The organism is Rubritalea profundi (assembly GCF_002954445.1).
Lineage (GTDB): Bacteria > Verrucomicrobiota > Verrucomicrobiia > Verrucomicrobiales > Akkermansiaceae > Rubritalea > Rubritalea profundi.
Window position 1 is genome coordinate 3,112,847 of the sequence record NZ_MQWA01000001.1, and the last position, 21,234, is coordinate 3,134,080.

Consider the following 21,234-nt stretch of genomic DNA (forward strand, 5'->3'; position numbering starts at 1 on the left):
AAACATTGATAGCACATGAAGCAACTAATCCTATTTATAACCCTCTGTGCTTTCGCTCACGGGCAAAAAAACAAGCCCTTAATGGATGTTAGAACTCTTGCCTTGGGCATCGCAAAAAACGTGCCAGAAAGATTCCTCTTAACCGAAGAAGGTTATCAGAAAATGTCTTTCTCAAATCGACAAGCCAGTGAAATAATCAAGGCATACAGAAGTGAGTCATTGCCGCTATTTGTAAAAGCAATAGAACCAGATGCCAAGTCTGAGTACGCCATCGCTGAACAAGTCAAACTCCCGCAGAACACAAAAAGCGTATTACTTCTTTGTTGGACTACGCCACAGGGAAAACTGCGCTATTATCCAATTAACGATAGTATTATGGGCGCTGGATACAACGACTGGCTGATGATTAATACCACTTCTAAGGCGGTCGGCTTCCGTATAGGCCAGTACGAAAAACCAGTAATTCTTAAGCCGAAAGATGTTAAAAACTACAAAGTTAGGGCAGAAAAAGGAAAAGGTGTTCCCGTAGTCGGGAAAGCTCATTTCAACGGCGAGACAAAAACATTTTACTCTACATACTGGCGAATTAGAAAGAACGAAAGATCAATTATCATATTTACTGAAGTAGGAAATAAAATTAGGGCCATAAAAATTGGTGACAGCCTAGTGAAGACTAAAGATGACACACCTCAAGCCATGCGGTAGCTTGCATTAAAGGACCATTTCTCAGATGCCAAGTATAACAACTGGTTGATGATTAAGAGAAAAAGGGGTCAGGAAGAGATTTGTAGCATTTCTAGTTTTCCCCATAACTTCCGAAGATCCTCTTCATCAAGAATTCGCTGTTTTAATATTTTTTCGGCACGGGTCACGCTACTTCTAACGCCCATATGAAGCTCTCTTGATATCCAGTCCAATCCCATGCTGGTATGTCGCCTGAGCAAGCCACTCAGCATCGCCTTCCTCATATCCATTTTCCGCATCTCCGCCAGATCACCCCCCCCCTCTCCGATCTCGCCAACAACGTCCTCAGGGACACCACGCAAAAAGCAAATACCTAGCAATCCATCTTGAGTTCCGTTAAGTGGCTCGGCGCATAAAAGACAGTGTGCCCCGCCGTCTCCAGCTTGTTTTTGCAGTCGGTTATGTAATCCAGAGATCGGTCGTTTTGTTCGTAACATAAAATCGCCACCCGCAAGCCTGGGGGCTTGGCCAATTCTTCAGGCAACTCGATCTTGCGCCGCCGACCCGGGCCCTGCGGCACCAGCAATCCCTCATTCTCAAGCATCGACAGAGCCGCTTCGATCGTCATCCGGCCGACCCCGAGTTGACTTGCGAGCACGGGACCTCCTGGTATCGTGCCCACCCAGACTTTGCGCATCAATTGCTCGCGCAGGTAATTGGCTGCCTGCTCGGACGCAGAGGCAATATGAAGTGGTGTCATCACAGTTGCAAAACAATATTGTGTGTCTAATCATGCAACTAAATCACTTAGGTAGCCACGCGCTGCCAACCCTAGGCTTGCTGAGCCACATAAGCCCCTTGGGCTAATGGGAAAACAGAATATCCAATGTCCAACAAGGAATATCCAACCGAATGAGGGGCTCACCGTTGAATTGTGAATTGTGAATTGTGAATTGTGAATTGTGAATGATGAATGCTGAATGTTGAATGTTGAATGCTGAATGTTGAATGTTGAATGATCAACCCAGGCACCTTCCGTGATTTCAGTGTATTCTGTGGTTCCCTAATGCACTAGCAACCCAAGCGAAATTCTGAAAAACCCTGTAAATTCTGTCGAGCGCCGCAGGCATCAACCCAAGTCTTTGTTTCGCGTCTTTCGTGGTTAAAATTGAACCATCAACCCAAGCCGGGAGAATGACGAAATACCCAAGGACCCAAACACCCAAGGAAACCCGAAATCCTAAATCCGAATAATCAACCCAAACCCTTCCGTGATTTCAGTGTATTCTGTGGTTCCCTAATGCACTAGCAACCCAAGCGAAATTCTGAAAAATTCTGTAAATTCTGTCGAGCGCCGCAGGCATCAACCCAAGTCTTTGTTTCGCGTCTTTCGTGGTTAAAATTGAACGCTCAACCCAAGCTCCTTGGAAATTGGATATTGCTTGTTGGCTGTTGGATGTTGGATGTTGCTCTTTTATCAGCCCTTTTATCTACCTTCGTATCATTCCTTCGGCGCTGGGCCGATCGTGCCACCTTGGACAAACACAGCCGGGGTGAATGACTGCCTGATGTCGTTTTTGCCGCGACTGATGTTGGCGGCCCAGTTGACAACTCGGCGGACCACTGGGCGGTTGTCCCATTGGATGTGGGCGATGGATGGGGTGCACCAGGAGCAATGCGGGTCGCCGTCCGTGCAGATCAGCGAGACGTCCTGCGGCACCCGCAGCCCCAGGCTCTGAAGGAACTGCTGTGCCGCAAAAAACAGCGGTGCCTCATCTAGGATCAGAGCGGTGGGAGGCGTGGTCGTGAACAACGCATCGAGTGCCTGATGGAAACCCTTGCAAAACAATATTGTGTGTCTAATCATGCACGTGTCTAATCATGCACGGGTGGGCCACCTCACCAAGACATGTTCGACTACAAGCCGGAACTCGCGCAATATAATGGTAAGGACATTCCGAAAGATATTTTAGGAGAAGACTTCAAGCCCAGTGGAATGACTGCTGGCCAATCAAGATTCATGGTGAAGGCTAGTTCCTTTAGCTTTAAAAAATACGGTGAATCTGGTCACTATCTCAGCAGCGCTCTACCCTGGACTGCAAAAGTAGCCGATGAGTTAGCGATGGTGCACTCGATGTATTCGGATGCGATCAACCATGAGCCTGCGATCATGCTCATGAATACCGCTAACATGCTTCCTGGCCGTCCAGCATTAGGTTCTTGGATGTCCTATGGACTTGGCAGCCTGAACGAGAATTTACCATCCTATGTGGTGCTAAATTCCAACATGATGCCGGGAACGTCGGGGCAGCCTGTGACTCCTCGGCTGTGGTCGGCATCCTTTTTGGGCGCCAAGCACGCTGGAGTTCCTCTCCGTGCTGGACGTGATCCGGTGCTCTTTCTACGTGACCCAGACGGTATGAGTCGCTCACTGCGACGCAGTATTTTGGATGGGATAGAGGAAAGTAACCAACGCATCTATAAAGAACTTGCCGATGCGGAAACGCACTCACGAATCGAACAATATGAGATGGCATTCAAAATGCAGATGAGCGTCCCAGAGTTATCAGACTTCTCCAATGAACCTCAAAGCACTTGGGACCTCTACGGGCCGGATGCTAAAATACCTGGAAGCTTTGCCTACAATTGCCTTATGGCTCGTAGACTCGCTGAGCGAGGAGTGAGATTCACTCAGGTCTACCAACGAGGTTGGGATTTCCATGGCCAGCTCGATAGGGACATGAACAAGCTCTGCGGCGCCACAGACCGTGCCACGTACGCCTTGATTACCGACTTAAAGCAGCGTGGGCTGCTGGACCATACTCTAGTGATGTGGGGTGGAGAATTTGGGAGAACCACCTACTCTCAAGGTTCTGGGCGAGATCACCATGCCAAGTGTTTCACCTCCTGGATGGCTGGTGGTGGGGTCAAAGGTGGCACAAGACACGGGCAGACAGATGACTTCGCCTTCAACGTCCAAAACGAAGAGGACAAAGTCCACCCCCGGGATCTTATCGCCACAGCATGCCACTGCCTCGGTGTCGACTCAGACCACCTGAGTAAGCGCATGAGCGGAGTAGACCTCAAGCCCACCGGCGTGATTCACGGACGTTTAGTCAAAAATATTTTAAAGTAATACAACTCGGAGCAAGCGCGCTACTTGGGTTTTTATCTCTGTTGTTTCAGGGCGGCGGAAATGGTAGCTTTGAGGGCTTCGGTTTCTTCTAGTTCATCGGTCCGCATGCTGATATGGCCGGCTTTGCTGTTGACCGTTAGGTAGACCGCCTGAATGTCCGCTTGGGCTGCCTCTAGCCTGCCCATCGCTAGGTAGACCTTTGCGCGGCTTCGCAGGTGCGGGACCCCGATCTTTTTGGGCTTCCAGTTCCGGGGTGCGTCCTCCGGGCGTTCCTGCTTAGCTGGAGCATAGGCGAAGGCTAGGCGCTTGGCTTCTTTGAGGTCGCCGCGAGCGAGCGCGACGTCGACGTTTTTCTCGTCTTGCCATTCGATGACGTTCTGGACGACGGGGCCATAGCCGAAGCTCATCGCTATGCCTGAGATTACTGTGGCGATACTACCATCGGGCCGTAGGATGAGCACATTCATTTTCGGGCGTGTGCCAGGGGGGATATCCACCCCGAGGAGGCCGAGTTGGCGGACGATCGGGTTCTGTATGCCGCCTGGCACGAGCAGTGTTGGGAAGCTGGCGGGTTTCCACCTTTTGTCCTTCTTCTTTTCTTCGAGCAGCTTGCGTGCTGCATCGGCATCATCATCCAAGACGGCGGCAATTAGTTTAACATCGTCAAAGGGCCGAACTGCAACGAAAGCGGAAGAACCCTTTAAATACCCATTGCCTGTTGCGGTGGGGATAAACGAGATAACGGTCCACTTGCCCTCGGAGGATTCGGGGATTTTGACTGTCTCGCCATCAAGAGTTTTGAACTCTGCCTGGAAAGTTCTTTGCGCGTCTTCCGCTGTGCCAGTGGTAAGAAAATACCCTTGGCGTCGGCCGTAGGTCCAACCGGCCGTATAGGGCGGTTGGTACATCCAGTAGCGATGGTAGCGATTCAGTAGGAAGGCGGTGGCTGTCCACAGGCTTGGGTCATCGGCGTGCTTGTCCAAGAAGTTCCTCCGGTATTGTTTGTGCAGGAGGCGGTCGCCGGTATCCAGTGCCAGCAACGAGGCCGCTACCAGCGATGGGCCGGAGGCTTTTTTCCCGCCTGCTTCCTTGATGAAGTCCTTGATGGTAGCTTTGGTATCGCCGTCGGGCGCGAGAAGCGCCTGCCTTGCCAAACAAAGTCTAGCCACCACATCGGTGCCTGCCGGATACTTGCCCATAAGCGCAAGCTTGGCCTCGGCTACAGCGTCGGTGAATGCAGTGGCGTCGGCGCGGCCCTTCCACAAGCCCATCAGGGCGGTGATGCGTCGGTTGCGCACGATCCACAAGTCGGGAGCCTGTGGATGTTCCGCGATCGCGGCACGGCAGAGTGCATCGGCTTTTTCGAAGTTGGCAAGTATCTCAACGTGCGGTGTGCGGTAACGAAGCGGCGGCTTGATGAAGCACGCCTGGATCGCGCGCAGCTTTTCCTCTGGGACAGACGCGGCGGTGCGGGGTAAGTTCGCTTGCTTGGCGGTATTCCCCGAAGCAATCGCCTTGTACTCTGGCGGCGCGGCGGGATCGAAATCTGTTTGGGCATCGATCACCAGGAACTCGCCAGCGAAAACCGACTGGAGTTGGCTGGAGTTGCGAGCTTGCGCCCATTCCCTAGCGAGCACTGATTGGAACCAGCGCTCATAACTCTTACGCGGCCCTCCTCCGGACGACTGATACAGCGCAGCATAACCGGAGGCGTCAGCACCGTCATCGTTGGCAAGCTTCTGTTGACATAAGTTTGATAGATCGGGTTGTCTTTGCCTTTGGGCATTTTGAGCACCGGCCAGTCGAGCCCCAACTCACGCACAATGGATTCACCGGCATCGGGAAGATCGTCCATATTCATACTGACGAGCTGGTAACGTCCGGGCATATTTAACTCCACCTGGGCCTTTTTCCAGTCTTCGGCCAGCACCTTAAAATCTTCCATACTATCCTCTTTCGACCAGAAATAGATCGCCGTGGTGGTGCCTAGAAAGTCCATCGGGAACCGCACAGTTTTCCCTTTGCTGTCTTCAAAGGTGCCGATGAACGGTGCTCCAAAGACCTGCCCAGCCAGTTTCTCTCGTTGAAAATTAATCAAGCCCATGTCGCCAGGGAAACGCTCGGCGACGATCTTGCGCAGGTCATTGACCAGCTTGGTATTACCGAACTCTAGCGCCATGATCATGGCGATGCGGATCACCCTCGCTTCGACTTCGGTGTCCTGGTAACGCTTGACCAAGGGGCGGAGCGCATCGGAGCGGGCGTGGGAGTCAGCGCCTTTTCGCGCGGATTTGGCCTGGGTGAGCAAGATGTCGGCATCGAGTCGCAGGGCTGCGTATTCGTTTGGCGCGGTGGCGAGCGTTGCACAAGTCGCGAGAAAGGATTTCCGGTTGGCTGCCGAGTCATCTAGGCTGACGAGCATTTGCTGAGAGCGGAAGAGGACGTGGAGGATCTCAAAACGGCTTGGAGAAGTCGCATTTTCATTGAGCAGAGTTTCTATTTCACGGATCACCCGCCGGAGTGCGAGCTTTTTTCTGGCTGAAGACTTGGATTCACTGGCTTTGGCCAGTTTGGCATTAAGCGCGACGATCTGATCATTGGAGACCGCTTGATCCTGGCCCATCACTGGTAGTGCCCCTAGGTTTGCGCAGGCAAGCACAAGTAAGGTGATAAAAACCCTAGAAAATCTGTTCATGGTAGCAAGTTCTTTCAATGTTACGTCGGGAAATGGTTTATAGTTTTACCAGCTTCGAAGAATCGGCGTCACCCCGCATGTCGTGGCGCCGATCATCAAGATTGGCCAGTGCGGCCATCTTGGTTTTCATTTCAATGGATTAGCCCGACGCTCAAACGGCCGAATACTACTCTGACTCTGGCTGTTTCAGGGCGGCGGAAATGGTGTCTTTGAGAGCTTCGGTTTCTTCGAGATCTTCCGTCCGCATACTAATATGACCGGCTTTGATATTGACGGCCAAGTAGGCCTTTTCGGCATCGGCAAAGGCAGCCTCTAGCTTGCCCAACGCTAGGTAGACCTTTGCTCGGCTGCGGAGGTGTGGGACTGCGATCTTTATAGGTTTCCAGTTTCGGGGGGCGTTTTCTGGTTTCACCTGTTTCAGAGGAGCATGGATGAAGGCCAAGCGCTTGGCTTCTTTGAGATCACCTTTGGCTATCGCTTCGTCGACAATTTTCTCATCTTCTGCCTCGATGATATTTTGAATGATGGTTCCCTTTTGGTAGCTCATCGCTAAACCATTCAGTGCGGCGGCAATAGTTCCGTCGGGGCGGAGGATGAGGATGTTGACGCCAGGGACGATGCCGAGCTTTTGCACCAGAGGGTTTTGCATGCCGTTTGGCACGAGCAGAGTAGGGGTAGTGTCAGGTTTATTCTTCTCTTTTACCTTTTTCTCTTCGAGTAGTTTGCGTGCTGTATCGGCATCATCATCCAAAACTGCATTGATCAGGTTGACATCTTTCAGCGCCCGGCTCGCGCTAAAGCTGGCATAACGCTGAAAGTAGCCGTTGCCCGCAGCAGTGGGGATAAAGGAGATCACGGTCCACTTGCCATTGGATGATTCTGGGATTTTGACAGTTGTTCCATCGAGCGTTTTGAACTCTGTGCTGAAGCTGCGCTTGGCGTCTTCAGGTGTGCCGATTGACATGAAGTACCCTTGGCGTCGGCCGTAGGTCCAACCAGCGCCGTAGGGTGGGTGGTACTGGCGGTAGCGATGGTAGCGGTCCAGTAGGAAGGCAGTCGCTGTCCACATCGTCGGGTTGTCGGCGTGCTTGTCTAGGAAGGTTCTGCGGTACTGATCGTACAGTAAGCGGTCGCCAGTATCCAGCGCGAGGAGAGAGGCTGCAGTGAGTGCGGGGCCTGATGCCTGCTGACCACCTGCTGCTTTGACGAAGTTCTGGATGATCACCTTTGGGTCGGCTTCAGGTGCGCGGAGATCTTGCCTAGCGAGGCAGAGTCTGGCGACCACATCGGTGCCCGGTGGGAAGCTGCCCTCGATTGCTGACTTGGATTCAGCCACGGCGGAGTCAAAGGCATTTTGGTCAGAATCCACTTTCCACAAGCCCATCAGAGCTGTGATGCGACGGTTGCGCACGATCCATAGATCTGGGGCCTTTGGGTGTGCTGCGATGGCTTCTAAGCAAAGTGCGTCGGCTTTTTTGTAGCCCGCAATGACTTGGTCATACGGTGTATTATAACGCTCAGGGGCTGCGGTGAAGCATGCCTGGATTGCGCGGAGTGTGTCCTCGGGGACTGAGGCTGCGGTGCGGGGGAGTGGAGTGACGGTTTCCGAGCTGATAGATTTGTACTCAGGTGGCGCGCTTGGGTCAAAATCGCCATTGGACGACATGATTAAGAACTCGCCGGAGAAGATTGACTGGAGCTGGCTGGTGTAGCGAGCTTTGGCCCACTGGCTGGCTAACATCGACTGCAGTCGGCGCTCATAGGTTCTATTGCTACGGCCGCCGGACTGGTAGATGGCGGAATAGCCTGTTGGGCTGATGGTTAGGAGCGTTGGGGTGTCGCGTTTGACATAGGTTTGATAAATCGGGTTGTCTTGGCCTTTGGGCATTTTGAGCGCCTGCCAGTCGAGTCCGTGTTTGCGCAAGATTGCTTCGCCGGCATCGGGCAGGTCGTCCATGTTCATACTGATGAACTGGAATCGGCCGGCGGCCTTGTGCTCAACTTTGGCCTTCTTCCAGTCGGTGGCTAGAGCCTTGAGGTCTTCTAGGCCTTTGTCTTCTTTCGACCAGAAGTAGAGCACGGTGGTGGTGCCAAGAAAGTCCATTGGAAAGCGCATTGACTTGCCATTTACGCGCTGAAAGGTGCCGATGAATGGGGCGCCAAATACCTGGCCCGCAAGCTTCTCACGCTGAAAGTTGATCAGGTCCATGTCGCCAGGGAAACGCTCCGCGACGATTTTTCGCAGGTCATTGACCAGCTTTGTATTGCCGAACTCTAGTGCCATGATCATGGCGATTCGGACGACTTTTGCTTCGACCGCTGTGTCCTGGTAACGCTTGACTAAGGGGCGGAGCGCATCCGAGCGGGCGTGGGAGTCAGCGCCCTTTCGCGCGGACTTGGCCTGGGTGAGCAAGAGGTCAGCATCGAGGCGTAGGGCCGCGTATTCGTTGGGTGCGGCGGCGAGCATTTCACAAGTCGCTAGGAAAGATTTCCGGTTAGCGGCGGAGTTATCTACGCTGACGAGCATTTGCTGAGAGCGGAAGAGCACGTGGAGGATCTCGAAACGGCTTGGAGACGTCGCATTCTTTTCGAGCAAAGTTTCTATTTCACGGATCACCCGCCGGAGTGCTAGTTTTTTTCTGGCTGCGGAGGCGGATGAGTTGGCTTTTTCCAGTTTGGCGTTGAGCTCGACGATCTGGTCGTTGGAGGCTGGCTGGTCTTGGCCCATTGCTGGCAATGCGGCAATGTTCGCGCAGGCAAGGACGAGTAAGCTGATAGAGGTTCTAGAAAATGTGTTCATAGATGAATGAGAGGTATTATAAGACCAGTTTGGGCTGGTGTCTATTTTTGGGTGATCAGATCGGCGGCTTTGTCAGCGAGTCGCTGGCCGACGATGACGGATCCATGTTTTGGGAAATGGATGTCGCCGTCGGGTTGTTTTTCATCGCCACCGTTGAGGTCATCGGTGTTGATCCAGGCGTTGCCCTTGGTTTTGCCTAGCTTGACTTGGGTGTCTCTGACATTGACCCAGTGTTGGTTGGGTTGCCTGCTGCGGGCGTAGTCGTTGATGCGGGCGATGACAAAGTAGAGGTCATCGCGTTGCAGATCCTTTTTGAGGCGTGTGACTAACTTTAAAAAGCTCTCTTCGTAGACCTCTGAGAGGCGGTTGTTGGCGTCTGATTCGCCCTGCATCCAGATGAAGCCGACTGTGTCGAAGGATTGTCCTTTTGCGGCAGCCAATGCGGTTTCGATCAGCGGTTTGTATTCCATACCATTGGAACTCATCTTCTTTTCGGTGAGACCGCGATCGGTGGGTTGGCCGTAGTCGGCGACCCAGAATCGGATGCCGCGGCCTGATTTCTGGCGCATGACGACGACGGTATTGTCCTTGCCAAAACGTTCGGCCACACGCGCCTCGAAGGCAGCCTTGAGTGTGCCGGTCATGTTTGATTGACCAGAGAGGATAAAGAGGTGCTTGCCGGTCTTTTGTTCGCTTGCGTTTGCCGGGGCTATGAAGGCTAATGCTAGGGCTATGCCGAGCTGCAATAGGCGCTGAGGCCTAGAGTTATTAGTGCGTGAGTGGAACATTAGACCTGAGGTGAGTTTTAGCGCTGGTAAACTGGGATGTATCGGTTCGGGGTACCGAGGATGATGATCGACATGGGAGTCTTATGCGGGTAGTCTAGTTCCTTTTCCTGCCAAGAGCCGTTGGGCTGCTGGAGTGAGATGAGGGCCTCGCTGATTTTTGGATACCATCTGGCGTAGTGTTCTTCGCCAGCTTGGACCATCGCCTGCATGGCATAGTAGTGCGAGTAGTAGAAGTGGCCATTTTCTTTTCTGGAGAACATTTTAGGTTCATTTTCTAGGGTGGTGAGCGCCTGCTGGACCCATTCTGCATCGCGGTTACCAGCGAGTTGCGCAGCATAGACGCCACCGGCTGTACAGGCGATGGTGTAGCCTTTACCTTGGTAGCCGAAGCCGCCGCGTTGCTCGTCAAAGGCCTGATCCCGGAGGTAGCCGGTGAGTCTTTCGATGGTTTCTGTGGGAACCAACACACCAGCCTCACGTGCAGAGGCGAGCGAGACAAAAACCATGGCGGTGACCGATGTGTCTTGGCCTGCGTCGGGGCGGGGAGCATAGCGCCAGCCGCCGAGTGGGCTCTGCGATCTTAGGATGACTTCTACGACTCGCTCCAGAGCGACTTGGATTTCCTTGTTGTCGTCGGGGTCACTGGTCATTCCCCAGAGCTCTGACATGGCAATTGTGTAGAGGCCGATTTCATACATCTTCACGCCCATGGCGCCAGTGGCTGAGTCCTTGGATCTTTTGAGAAGGTAGTCCTTAGCGCGATCTAGGGCATTGCCGTAGGGGCCGAATCCTGGGAAGTGTCCCTCGACCATGAAAGCCATGAGCGCGAGGCTGGTGCCAGCGATCGAGTAACCTCCATCGCCTGCCTTCTTCGGATCTTTAGAGGACCATGAGCCGTCTTTATTCTGGCTGGAAATAAGGAATTTAAGTCCGCGTTCGATGGCCTTTTCAGCCTGCTCGCTCATTTCTGGAGCCTCAGCTTCCGCGCTGGCGGAGGCTGCGGCTACTAAAGGCGCATTGGCGGGGGTTTCCTGCGCGGCAAGTGGTGCCACTGTGGCACCTGCCAAAAGAAAGGACAGGGCCGTTGTTATGTACCGTTGTTTTCTGTAATTAATCATATTATTCTGCAACCCTCTCGTAATAATTTTTCAATAAGCCGCGGTATTCCAAAGGTAATTCGCGGGCAAAGTTTTGATTGAGAGCGGCTCGGTTACGGTCGGCCCGTACATTCCAGCCCGCTCGTTTGTCTTTAGGAGCTTCACCGCTGACAAACTCGTTGATAAATCCTGCTTTAAATTCTGGATCGCCGTCACTGCCTTCGCCTCCAGCGTCTGGGTCGGCTGGTGAGGCAGATGATGGTGGTGTGGCAGTCTCTAGGAGTAGTGCCTGTTCGATGATGAAATGACGCAGTGTTTGCATCGCCAGTGCTTGAGTGCGTTTGATGGTTTCCTTATCGGACGACTCGATGGCTGTGGCGGCCGCAGCGAGCTGAGTTGAGGCGTTTTTGAGCATCGGGTGGGGCTCACCGACTTGGGCAAGTTTCTGGCTTAGTGCTACGAGCTCGCGCTGGCGCGGAGCCATCGCTTTGAGCTCTGGTTGCGCGGTAGCGTTAGTATCGCGGAACAATACCTTGTGGGCACTGGCTAGAGCCAGCACATCAACCAAGCGCGCAACATCTGGATCGGTGTGGGTCACGATCTCGATATCTGGCAGGCCGTGAAGCATGCTGATCACGGTAAATAGGGATTCGCTATTCTCTTTCAGCGCTGCTACTGCGAGCTCCATCTGCGTGGTCGCCGCTGGGTCTTTCGATTCCAGTCGGGTCAAAGCCTCACGCATCAATTTGGCGGGTTCGGCATAGGCGGGCATTTCCTTAGGCAAAACGAGCTCTCGGGTACCTTTGTGCTTATCTTTCGCTCTCTTGACGAACACGCTATACGATGGGATTCCCCCGGTGACCGACTCGAGGATTTGGCCATTTTTTTCTGCCTTGGCAAGAAGCTTGCGTTGCTCCTCAGCTAGGGCTTTCAGTTGATCTGGTTTGGCTGACTGAGCTTTACGCATGAGCTCATCTTGTTGGTATTCCAGGGTGGCGGTATCTGCGACTGAGGCGTGGAGGAATTCCACGATTTCAGCGACATAACCGGTCTGAGATTTCATCGCCTTGACCAATGAGTGCACTTTACCAAGCGATTCGGCTGAGACGTCTTGCGCGTCAAGAGCATCGACCTTGTCACCGTCTTCTAGAGAAAGTACCGCGTCTTCCAAGTCAGCGACAGCAAAGGTCAACGGCGTGCCGGCATCCACTCTCTGGGCGACTAAGTCCAGCAGCGGTGCAACATCATCCATGCAGCGTCTGAGGTGGGCAAACAAGGGAAGAATGGCTGAGGCGTCGTCTGATTTCAGAGCCTTGGTGGCTGCGATCTGGTCCCATAGTTCTGCGACGATGTCGCCCATATAGCCATTGGCGTAGCCGACAGATCGCTGAAACATCAGCAAGCTCTGGAGCAGACCGAGTTGGTCGTTTTGGGTGGTGACGATGGCATAAGCCTCGGCGAGGATGTCGGCAGCCTGCTCTTGGTGAGTGATTGCTTGGTCGGCATTGTTCGCCTTCAGCGCAGCCACAGCCATTTCCATCGCCTTTTGCGCTCTTACCGTGCGGCTGAGTAGCGGTGGGATGTCTAGGTCTGGGGTGGACTGGTTGAGCTTCACGAGGTCGCTATTGAATGTTGCGAGCTCTTGTTCGAGTAGGAGTTGATCCTCAACGAGGGTATCGACTTTTTGATCGTCGGCTGCAGCAGTATCAGTTTTTTCAAGTAGGGCGACGAGCTTGGCTTCGTATTCCTCAATGAGGGAAAGGCGCTCGGCTGAGTTGGCTACTATCGTGCTGAGTCCAAGCGTCTGGATTCCGAGTTCTACGGACCATCGCTCAACGAGTTTGGTCAGATCTGTCAATGACTGTTCCGCTTTGCGTTGTTCAGCTATGGCGGCGTCCTGTTGGCCAGCGGCGAATTGTTTCAGCGCTTGTGCCATTGCAAGGTCTGCGTCTTTCAACAGGGCACGGACTGGCGGTGCTTGTGGGAATGTTTCGTCAAACAGCTCGCTGCGTGGTGCAGGAACAGTAGGAAGTAGCAAGGTCAGTAAGCGTTCACGCAGTTTGTTCTGGGCTTGCGCGGCTTCAGAAGAACGATCCTTAAAGTCTGGAGCTGACATGTCAGCACATTGCTGGATGAGCATTGCTTGGACTTTGGCAATGATACGCATCTGATCGCGGGTTTTGATCAGTGTGGAGTAAGCACCAGTCAGGCGCACACTGAACTCGGCATCGAGCAAGTTGGTGACCAATTCTGCTTGCAGTAGTTCAGCCTGCTTTGGCTGGCCTTGGGTGATCAAGCTAGCCGCTTGACGCATGCGTTCTTCGGTCTTGATTTTCTGCAAATTTTTGAGGCTTTGAGCCAGTCGGAGAACGGCCAGTGGTCGCTTCTCGTAGCGCATTCCATTTTGCAGGTCGGCGATCAGGCGGTGAGTCCACTGCGCGACTTGCTCTTGTTCTTTGGAGAGAGCGGTTGCAGCTTCAGCGGATTTGGACTGGACGGTGCGCCAGCGGAGGTCTGCTTGGATCTGAGCTAGCATCCGGGCTTCCCGGGCATAGACTTCCTGAGCCATATCAATGGATCTGAGCAATACGATGCTACCCAGTTCACGGGCGGCGGTATTTACCGCATGTGCTGCGGATGATGGGTCTGGCAATTCCTGGGTGTTTCCAGCTGCGACGCCTGACTGATGCCGCAGGCGTGATGCTGCGTCAGCTAGGTGTGTGTCTGCGATGTCGAGCAGGGCGGTGCGAACGAGCTCAAGCGACTCGCCTTCGAGCGCGTCTGCGACCTTGTTTGCAGCCATGTCATCGATCAAGAGTTTCACCTGTGAAGCAATTTCTGTGAGCTGGTCACGCACCATAGCTTGGCGGATTGCCTCGACCTGGCAGGTCTGCATGTAGGTATCGGTCCCTGGTTCTAGCATACGGACGCTATCAAATGCCGCGCGCTGCTGTCGGTAAATGGTCTGGACGCGCGAGAGTAGGCTGTCTTTCTTTTTACGGATTTGTCTGAGGTACGCTCTTTTTGAGAGGAATGTCATGCGGCGTGTGTCAGAGCGGACGACATGTGGGCCCTTTTCACCTGGGTAGCGGTCGCTGACCTCCATGGTGAAGGAGAGCGTGTCGCCGACTTTCAGATCTGGCAGTGCCTTGCGGTAGTCCCAGTCGATAGCTTGTTCGCCTTGATTCTTCTCTGACGGGAGGTTGATTTTAACACTTACTTCATCGAGCTGATTGACACGGTAGGCGATAACTGTGGAACCAATGCCGTGGTCGTCTTGGACGCGGGCTGAAAGGTTCAGTGGCCGACCGATCATCGCTACGATGTTTGATTTAGGCTCAGTCAACTCGATCCGTGGCGCTTGGTCAGTAGCGACCTGGAGGTAATAACGCGGGCTGGTGAAGTCGAAACCATGTTCTTTTTCAATCCAAGAGAAACTGTAGCCACGTGAGGCGTTCACTTCCTCTGCGATGACAACCTGACGGCCGCCGTTAGTTACCTGAAGCGGCAGTGGTTCTGCGCCGTCACGGTTGAGAACCGCCTCGAGGATGGGGCGGTCGAGGGTGATTTTCCAGTGAAGCTTGGTGGCCTGCGGCACTGTCAGAGTCAGAGCCTCCACGGTTTCTTGCTCGCGTTCGAGGTAGCTAGGAAATTCTAGGTCGACCTTTACGTTCTCGATGCGTGGAGCGGGGATCACGCGGACCTGGTGCCAGTCGCTGCGGGTGTCTCCAGCCTTGATGCGGTAGCTGAAGTTACGTGATGCAGATGCGAGGGTGTATTCGCAGTTGCCCTCAGTGACCTCGAGCTCAATTTCGCGTGGGTCTCCGTCATCGGTGCGGAGATAGAACTTTGCTGTATCGGGGACGACGCCGGAGACGCCGATGACAATTTTGGCGCTGTCGCCTTCTTTAACGACTAGATCCTTTGTTTTAAGGTCGAGCTTGGTTTTAGTCGGGTAGGCAATCTGTGTCCAAGGGGTGAAAATGCGTGCCAAACCTGCGGCGAGGAATGGGGCGTTGATCACTGAGAATATGAGAACTATTGCTGCGCAGGCAGAAGCCAGGTAGAGCGGCTTCTTCAAGCTTCCAAAGTTTACGATCTTGGCTGGTTTCAGGTCCTCAGCGGTGCCTTCGGCCTTGATGCAGGTAGCTTCCATCAGGGATGCGGATGCTCCACCTGCCATCTTGGACTCGCGGAACTGGACTGCGGTGACGAGCAGACTTTCCAGTCCGCCGTGCTGTTCCTCGACTTCAAATGCGGTGCGGGTGGCGTTGAACGGGCGCAGTGAGCGCCAGCCATTTTGCCATGCTTTGTAGAGAGATACCCCTAGGATAATCGCTAGAATGATAGTTCGCCCAGCTGATGGCATGTAGGCCATGCGGTCGATGAGTATCCCAAGCAAAAAGAGTGGGATTGCCCAGCGGAAAACCGCCAGAAATCCGGCGCTGAGGTGCTTGCGTTGAGTGCGTTTCCATACCGCGCGCAGGCGTGGTTCGAGGTTGGTTTGTGAGTTTTCTTGGCTCATGGTAGGTCGTTCTTTCTTCTTAGTATCCACTCGGCCCCTAGTAGGCCGACGAGCAACAATACTACTAGCATGTTGTCCCATAATGGGCGCTCTGAGCGCAGGGTTATGGTGACCGGATCGCCGTTGATGAGGTCGGTGAGTTTGTTGAGCTCGCGGACGCCGAGCTTAGAACCGCCAGTAAGGTCGGCAATTCGTTGTAAGTGATCTGAGCGCATACCGGTGTCTAGTAGCTCCTGCTGGATGTCGCTGACCTGGAACTCCGTGGTGCTGGAGATCTGTTTGTCGTTTTCGTTGGCTTCGAGCCTGTATCGACCTGCTTCTGATGGGGTAAAGTAACCTTCGTAGAGCCCTGGCTGAGTGCTGTCTGGTCTGAGGCTGATGAGTTGCTTTGCCTGCCCGCCAGCTAGATTGCTGACGTAAACTTCAAATGCTGGCTGGGAGATCGGCTCATATTCTTTGTCCAGAACGTGCGCATAGACGCGGCACTGGCCATCGACTGGGTAGACTGAGCGATCGGTTTCCAAGCGGATGCGTTTGTGTTCACCCATTAGACGCGAGAGGGTCATGAACTGGATGCACTGTGACCAAACGCGCCAGTGGTATTTGTCGCCGGTCTTGTAACGTAGGCGCCAGAGTCTGTCTGAGGCGATAGTCATACACTTGCCAGATCCGTAGCGTTGCCAAGCGACCAAGGGGTAACCCTGATCGCGCGATGTGCTGTCGGAGAGCATGGCGAGAACCGTCGCGGCTGGTTTCGCTGAGAGCAGTGGAGGTAGTTGATCCATCGGCGCCATGCGGCTCCAGATACGATCGTTGAGGTCCATGTCATTTTCCAGTGTCATCACCAGGCTGTTACGGCCTTCTGGCGTGAGTACTGGGTAAACCGATTCTGCGACTTTATCCCATCCAGCTTCGGAATCAAAGCGAACTGGGAGCATGGTCTGCACTGGAGTTCCAGCGTAGGAACCGGGTGAGTGCATCGGGCCACAGAGCATTAGCAAGGATGCGCCACGGTCGCGGATAAGTTCTTCTAGCAGTCCGAACTCTTCATCGGAGAAGAAGGAGGCGTCGACGTCACCGAGAATCACTAAGTCATACTTGAATGCTTCTTCGCGATTACTCGGAAAGCGCTCGATGTGTTCTGGAGAGTTTCGCGCGACTTCTGGGCCGGCATTGGATGCGATAAAGGTGGTGTCGATCCGCGGATCACGTTTGAGAATAGCGCGGAGGTAGCGGAATTCCCAGCGTGCGTTGCCTTCGATATAGAGCACGTTGACCTTTTCATTCACCACGCGGATACTTCTAGTTACGCGGTTATTTACGGTGGAGACTTCGTCTTCAAATGGCTCAATGATCACATCGATCTGAGCAGCACCTTTTTCATAAATATCAACGCTGAAGTCGACTTCTTCAAACTGCAGCCCGCCCTCAAAGCGCACAACGCGGGAGGAGACGCGCCGATCATTCAACAGGACTGATAGCCGTGCTGTCCGTTGCTCATAACCCTGGGATTCGAGGTGGACACGGACCGGCACGCTGTCTCCTGAAAAGGCGACTTCTTGCATGACGATGTTGCGGATTGCGACGTCGTCGGGATTGGGCAGACCAAGCGGCACGGTGTAGACCGGGATGCCGCGTGCTCCAAGATCCTGGAGGACTGCTTCTGATCGCTGCGAGCTGGTGTTGTCGATACCGTCGGAGAGCAAGATGATGCCAGCGGGTGGGATTCCTCCAGCATTTGCTGCGGCCTCGAGCGAGGCGGCAATCGAGGTGCTTGACCCGTCCGCCTTCAGTCCTGCTAGATCCTTAGAGGTGACCACTTTACCATCACTGATCAGACGCGAGGTCTCACCGAATGCGTGGTAGCTGAGGTCGAGCGATTCGCTAAGTGATTCGAAGACTGGTCGGCCAGATTGACTGAGGATCGCTGCGCCGAGATCCAAGCGCGAGGCAGAGGAAATCGCCAGGCGTTGTTTGGTGTCGAGCGCCATGACTGCGTTGTCGGCTTCGGCTTTTTCTTCTAGAGAAACCATACCCAGCGCGGTTGCTGCATCGACGAGGTCTTCAGAGCTTTTGCGCTGATCTTTCATCGACATACTCTCAGAAACATCGAGCAATACTGGTAAACTACGCACCCGTGTGTGGGTCTCGGTGACAACTCTGGTCGGCTCTAAAAGTGTGAGTACGATCAAAGCGAGAACGAGCACCCTAACAATGACTAGCGATGCACGCAGCCACATAGGTAAGCCCCACGGGCGACGGTAGAGGTAAATGCTCAGTAGAACGATCGCTGCGAAAATGACAACGAGGGTTCCGGTGGGTAGTGGGCGAGCCAAGAAGAACTGCTCCACTTGGTTAATTATGGGAATCGGTTCAGACATCTTATACTTCGGAAAGGGATTCAGGCATAGCTGCTTGCTTATTTTTCTTTTGTTTGCGGCCGCGTAGCGGTCGGCGAGGAGACTTTCGAGCAATAGTAGAACTATGCCCGCTAGCATGAACTGGCGCCACGACGAGCGGCCAGTGCGGGAGCTTTTGATCGCTGAGGTGAGCTCTGCACCAGAATTGATTATAGTGATGTCGAGCCCCTCGAGGTTCGCATTCAAATCTGCAGCGGCGAGCGAGGTGACGGTCGATTCACTCGGGTCGACGTTGACTGCTACTGGCACTCCAGCAGCCTGCACGCTGACCTTTGTTTCGTAGAACCCTGCCTCTGTGGCGCCTTCTAACATAGCAACAAACTGGTTGCGGTGTTCGCGGACTGGGACAGTGATGGATTCTCCGGAAGGGGTGTCGAAGACTGCATTGCTGGCGTCTGGTTGTTCAACGTAGGTTAGCGAGAGCGAGTCGCCGACGACGCGTGGCTGCTCGAACTCACGTCCTGAGAGGTAGGTCACGATTTGCTGCATGAGCATCGGGAAGACTGGTGTCAGCGCCATATTATTCCAGCTCGTATCTGCGGAGGTGGTGAACTGGAAGACGTGGCCGCGGCCGAGCGAGTGCTCCAACAGGATTGGTGCGCCGCTGCCGGCTAGGCTAAGGATCGGGAAGCTGGAGGCTGTGGGCTCCACGCTCAATCTTGTGAGGAAACGTGTTTCGCTAAACAAGTCTTCGGGAAGAGAGAGTAGCGGCAGACAGACGCTGTGGTCAGGCATGGAAGGATCCAGCGGCTGGCCGGCGCCAAGCTTAGTGTTGGCATCAACTGGTGATCCGAGCTTGGCTGGTAGCAAGGGGTTGGGGCCGCTCGCTGTGCGTTCGTTCCATACTGCTGCTTTGACATTTTTTCCGGCGAACCAAACAAGGCCATTTCCCTGGCGGACGAAGCGCGAGAGCTGCTCGACCTGTTGTGGGGTGATTTCTGGGACGTCGGCTAGTATGATCACATCGACTTCCTCCAGCGGCTCGGTAGGCAGAGATAGCCACGGCACGGCGCGGACGATGTAGTCTTCATCCTGAGCCCCGTCGTTGCGGGCCAGCAAGGCGGAAACGATGAGGCGTCCTGCATCGCCATTAGATCCATCCACGCAGAGCACTGAGACGCGGTCGCGGACGACGGCAACTACCCGCCGCACGTTGTCGGTAGGGAGAAGGTCGCCGCTGATCTCGGCGGTGATGCGGGTGGCGCCCGCATTGTAGAATGGGACAAATAAGGAAACCGTCTCAGAAGCTCCCGCGGCGATGCTGGGAATAATCTTGCTGTCGATCTGCACGCCTTCGACGCGGCACTGGATCTCAACGTTGGCAACTGGGGATGAACCGCAGTTTTTGACAGTGGCTTGGTAGCGGGCGGTGGTTCCTTTGCGCAGCATACCGGACACGAGGTCGAGTTCGGTAACGGCGAGGTTTGCTGGGTCACCGGGGACGGGAATTAAGAATACCGAAGCATCGTTGCGCAGGTCGCCGAGCGCCTGTTGGAAACTTGCCGAGGTGCGTCTCCAGTCACGTTGCTGGACGTCGGAGATGAAGTAGACTTCCTTTTGCGGAGCTTCCATGTCATCTACCAATTCCTTGAGTCGTTTAGGGACGCGATCGAGATCGAGCAGCGCTGGTACAGGCTTTGCTTTCTGGATGATGTCGGTGAAGCGCTCGCGGTTGAAAGCCATGTTGTTGATGAGCACCTTGTCTTCGCCGCCCAGAAGGATGACGGAGACTGGGTCACCAGCTTGGATCTGCTCGCTGATCGTTTCGACTTGCTCGATGGCGCGGTCGAAGCGGCTTGTGCCCTCGCCGCCGTGATCCATACTGAAGGAGGCATCGATTCCGATGACGACTCCGGCCCGCGGTTCGCCGGGGATCCAGCTAGGTGCCGTGTTTTCCCAAGCTGGTCGGGCGAAGGCCAGTACCAACAAGAGTAGAGCGAAACAGCGCAGTAAAAGTAACAGGAGGTCGCGCAGTTTGATTTGGCTAGAGCGCACCCGCACGTTGCGGTTGAGAAACTGCATAGCAGCCCATTCGGTCTTCTTGACCTTCTGCTGGTTGAGCAGGTGGGCGAGGATGGGCAATGAGATGCCCAGGGCTCCTAGCAGGAGCAGTGGATTGAGAAAGTTCATGTTAGCGTGCTCCGACTGATGGTCCCATCATGTTCAATGAGCGGTTTTCAAGGTATTCACTGAGCAGTAAGTCCAGTGGGGTGGAGGTATTTACTAGGGTGTAATCCACACCACTTCTGACACAGCCGTCTTGAAGTGATTCGAGGTATTTATTCAGGTTCTCCATGTATTCTTTCCTGATTTTTTCTGGTTGGGTGATGAGTTCATCATCACTTTCCAGTGCGTTGAATTGATAGGTTCCCTTGAAGGGGAAATTGAGTTCATACTCGTCGAGCGTGTGGAAGACCACGACGTTGTGACCGCTGTAACGCAGACGCTGTAAGCCACTGATGACATCATCGGCATCCGACAAGAGGTCGGAGATCAGAATCACAAACGATCTCCTTTTGATCTGCATGGCAATGTCGTTGAGCTGTTTGGCGACACTTGTTTTTGGTGTCGGCTTGATCTCGCGCAGGATTTTTTCAATCTGCAGGATGATACTCATCGTCGAGCGCGGAGGCAGGTGCGCCCGAACCTCTGAGTCAAACACACTGAGGCCAACCGAATCCCGCTGGTTAAGAATGAGATAGCTCAGTGCCGAGGCAAGATACTTCGAGTACTCGAGCTTACTGACTTTCCCCGAGCCGTAGCTCATCGATGAACTTGCATCCATCAAGATGTAACAGTCGAAGTTGGTCTCGGCTTCGTAGAGTTTGGTGTAATACCGCTCAGTCCGACCAAAAACACGCCAGTCCAGATCACGGATCGGATCACCAGGGACATACTGTCGGTGATGCGCAAACTCTGTACTGAAGCCCTTGAGCGGGCTGCGGTGAGAGCCCGCCCGTAAGCCTTCAACGACTTCGCGAGCGATCAGTTCTAGATCACCGAGTTTCTGTAGAAGCTCTGGGTCTAGGTATTGGAGATTGGGTAAGTGCTGGGACATGTTTCAGGTCTTTGGATTGAGCGGCTGTGAG

Annotated in this window: 11 protein-coding genes and 1 pseudogene; 2 read left to right on the forward strand and 10 right to left on the reverse strand. The window is 54.0% G+C overall.

Annotated elements, in window-relative coordinates; translation table 11 throughout:
* Positions 1-15 precede the first annotated feature (15 nt).
* Positions 16-705: a hypothetical protein gene (locus tag BSZ32_RS13690; RefSeq protein ID WP_105043930.1), complete on the forward strand. Its 690-nt coding sequence runs from the start codon at positions 16-18 to the stop codon at positions 703-705.
* Between the two features lie 352 nt (positions 706-1,057).
* Here BSZ32_RS13690 and BSZ32_RS13700 read toward each other — a convergent pair whose 3' ends face one another.
* Complete coding sequence (locus BSZ32_RS13700) at positions 1,058-1,444, reverse strand: GntR family transcriptional regulator (protein ID WP_105043932.1); 387 nt, start codon at positions 1,442-1,444, stop codon at positions 1,058-1,060.
* A gap of 741 nt (positions 1,445-2,185) precedes the next feature.
* Positions 2,186-2,551, reverse strand: coding sequence for a substrate-binding domain-containing protein (locus BSZ32_RS13705; RefSeq protein WP_105043933.1), 366 nt, complete (start codon positions 2,549-2,551; stop codon positions 2,186-2,188).
* Between the two features lie 27 nt (positions 2,552-2,578).
* Between BSZ32_RS13705 and BSZ32_RS13710 the strand changes: the two are divergent.
* Positions 2,579-3,820 (forward strand): annotated as a pseudogene (locus BSZ32_RS13710) (DUF1501 domain-containing protein); the annotation flags it as partial.
* 32 nt (positions 3,821-3,852) lie between these two features.
* Here the strand turns inward: BSZ32_RS13710 and BSZ32_RS13715 are convergent.
* From BSZ32_RS13715 to BSZ32_RS13750, 8 genes are all read right to left on the reverse strand, one after another.
* Positions 3,853-5,457: a hypothetical protein gene (locus tag BSZ32_RS13715; protein ID WP_129589767.1), complete on the reverse strand. Its 1,605-nt coding sequence runs from the start codon at positions 5,455-5,457 to the stop codon at positions 3,853-3,855.
* Positions 5,382-6,515 carry a TlpA family protein disulfide reductase gene (locus BSZ32_RS13720; RefSeq protein ID WP_105043936.1) on the reverse strand — a complete coding sequence of 378 codons (1,134 nt, stop codon included), beginning with the start codon at positions 6,513-6,515 and terminating at the stop codon, positions 5,382-5,384. Before BSZ32_RS13720 ends, BSZ32_RS13715 begins: the two co-directional genes overlap by 76 nt.
* Positions 6,516-6,681: 166 nt before the next feature.
* The gene (locus tag BSZ32_RS13725; RefSeq protein WP_105043937.1) at positions 6,682-9,315 is read right to left on the reverse strand and encodes a TlpA family protein disulfide reductase; all 2,634 of its coding nucleotides are present in this window, start codon (positions 9,313-9,315) and stop codon (positions 6,682-6,684) included.
* Between the two features lie 41 nt (positions 9,316-9,356).
* On the reverse strand, positions 9,357-10,103 hold the full coding sequence (locus tag BSZ32_RS13730; protein ID WP_105043938.1) for a sialate O-acetylesterase: 747 nt from the start codon (positions 10,101-10,103) through the stop codon (positions 9,357-9,359).
* A 17-nt stretch (positions 10,104-10,120) separates the two neighbouring features.
* Complete coding sequence (locus tag BSZ32_RS13735; protein ID WP_105043939.1) at positions 10,121-11,221, reverse strand: prenyltransferase/squalene oxidase repeat-containing protein; 1,101 nt, start codon at positions 11,219-11,221, stop codon at positions 10,121-10,123.
* 1 nt (position 11,222) lies between these two features.
* Positions 11,223-15,725 carry a hypothetical protein gene (locus BSZ32_RS13740; RefSeq protein ID WP_105043940.1) on the reverse strand — a complete coding sequence of 1,501 codons (4,503 nt, stop codon included), beginning with the start codon at positions 15,723-15,725 and terminating at the stop codon, positions 11,223-11,225.
* Complete coding sequence (locus tag BSZ32_RS13745) at positions 15,722-20,275, reverse strand: BatA domain-containing protein (protein ID WP_105043941.1); 4,554 nt, start codon at positions 20,273-20,275, stop codon at positions 15,722-15,724. The genes BSZ32_RS13740 and BSZ32_RS13745 overlap by 4 nt, the downstream gene beginning before the upstream one ends.
* Position 20,276: 1 nt before the next feature.
* Positions 20,277-21,203, reverse strand: a complete 927-nt coding sequence (locus BSZ32_RS13750) for a DUF58 domain-containing protein (protein ID WP_105043942.1) — start codon at positions 21,201-21,203, stop codon at positions 20,277-20,279.
* Positions 21,204-21,234: the final 31 nt, after the last annotated feature.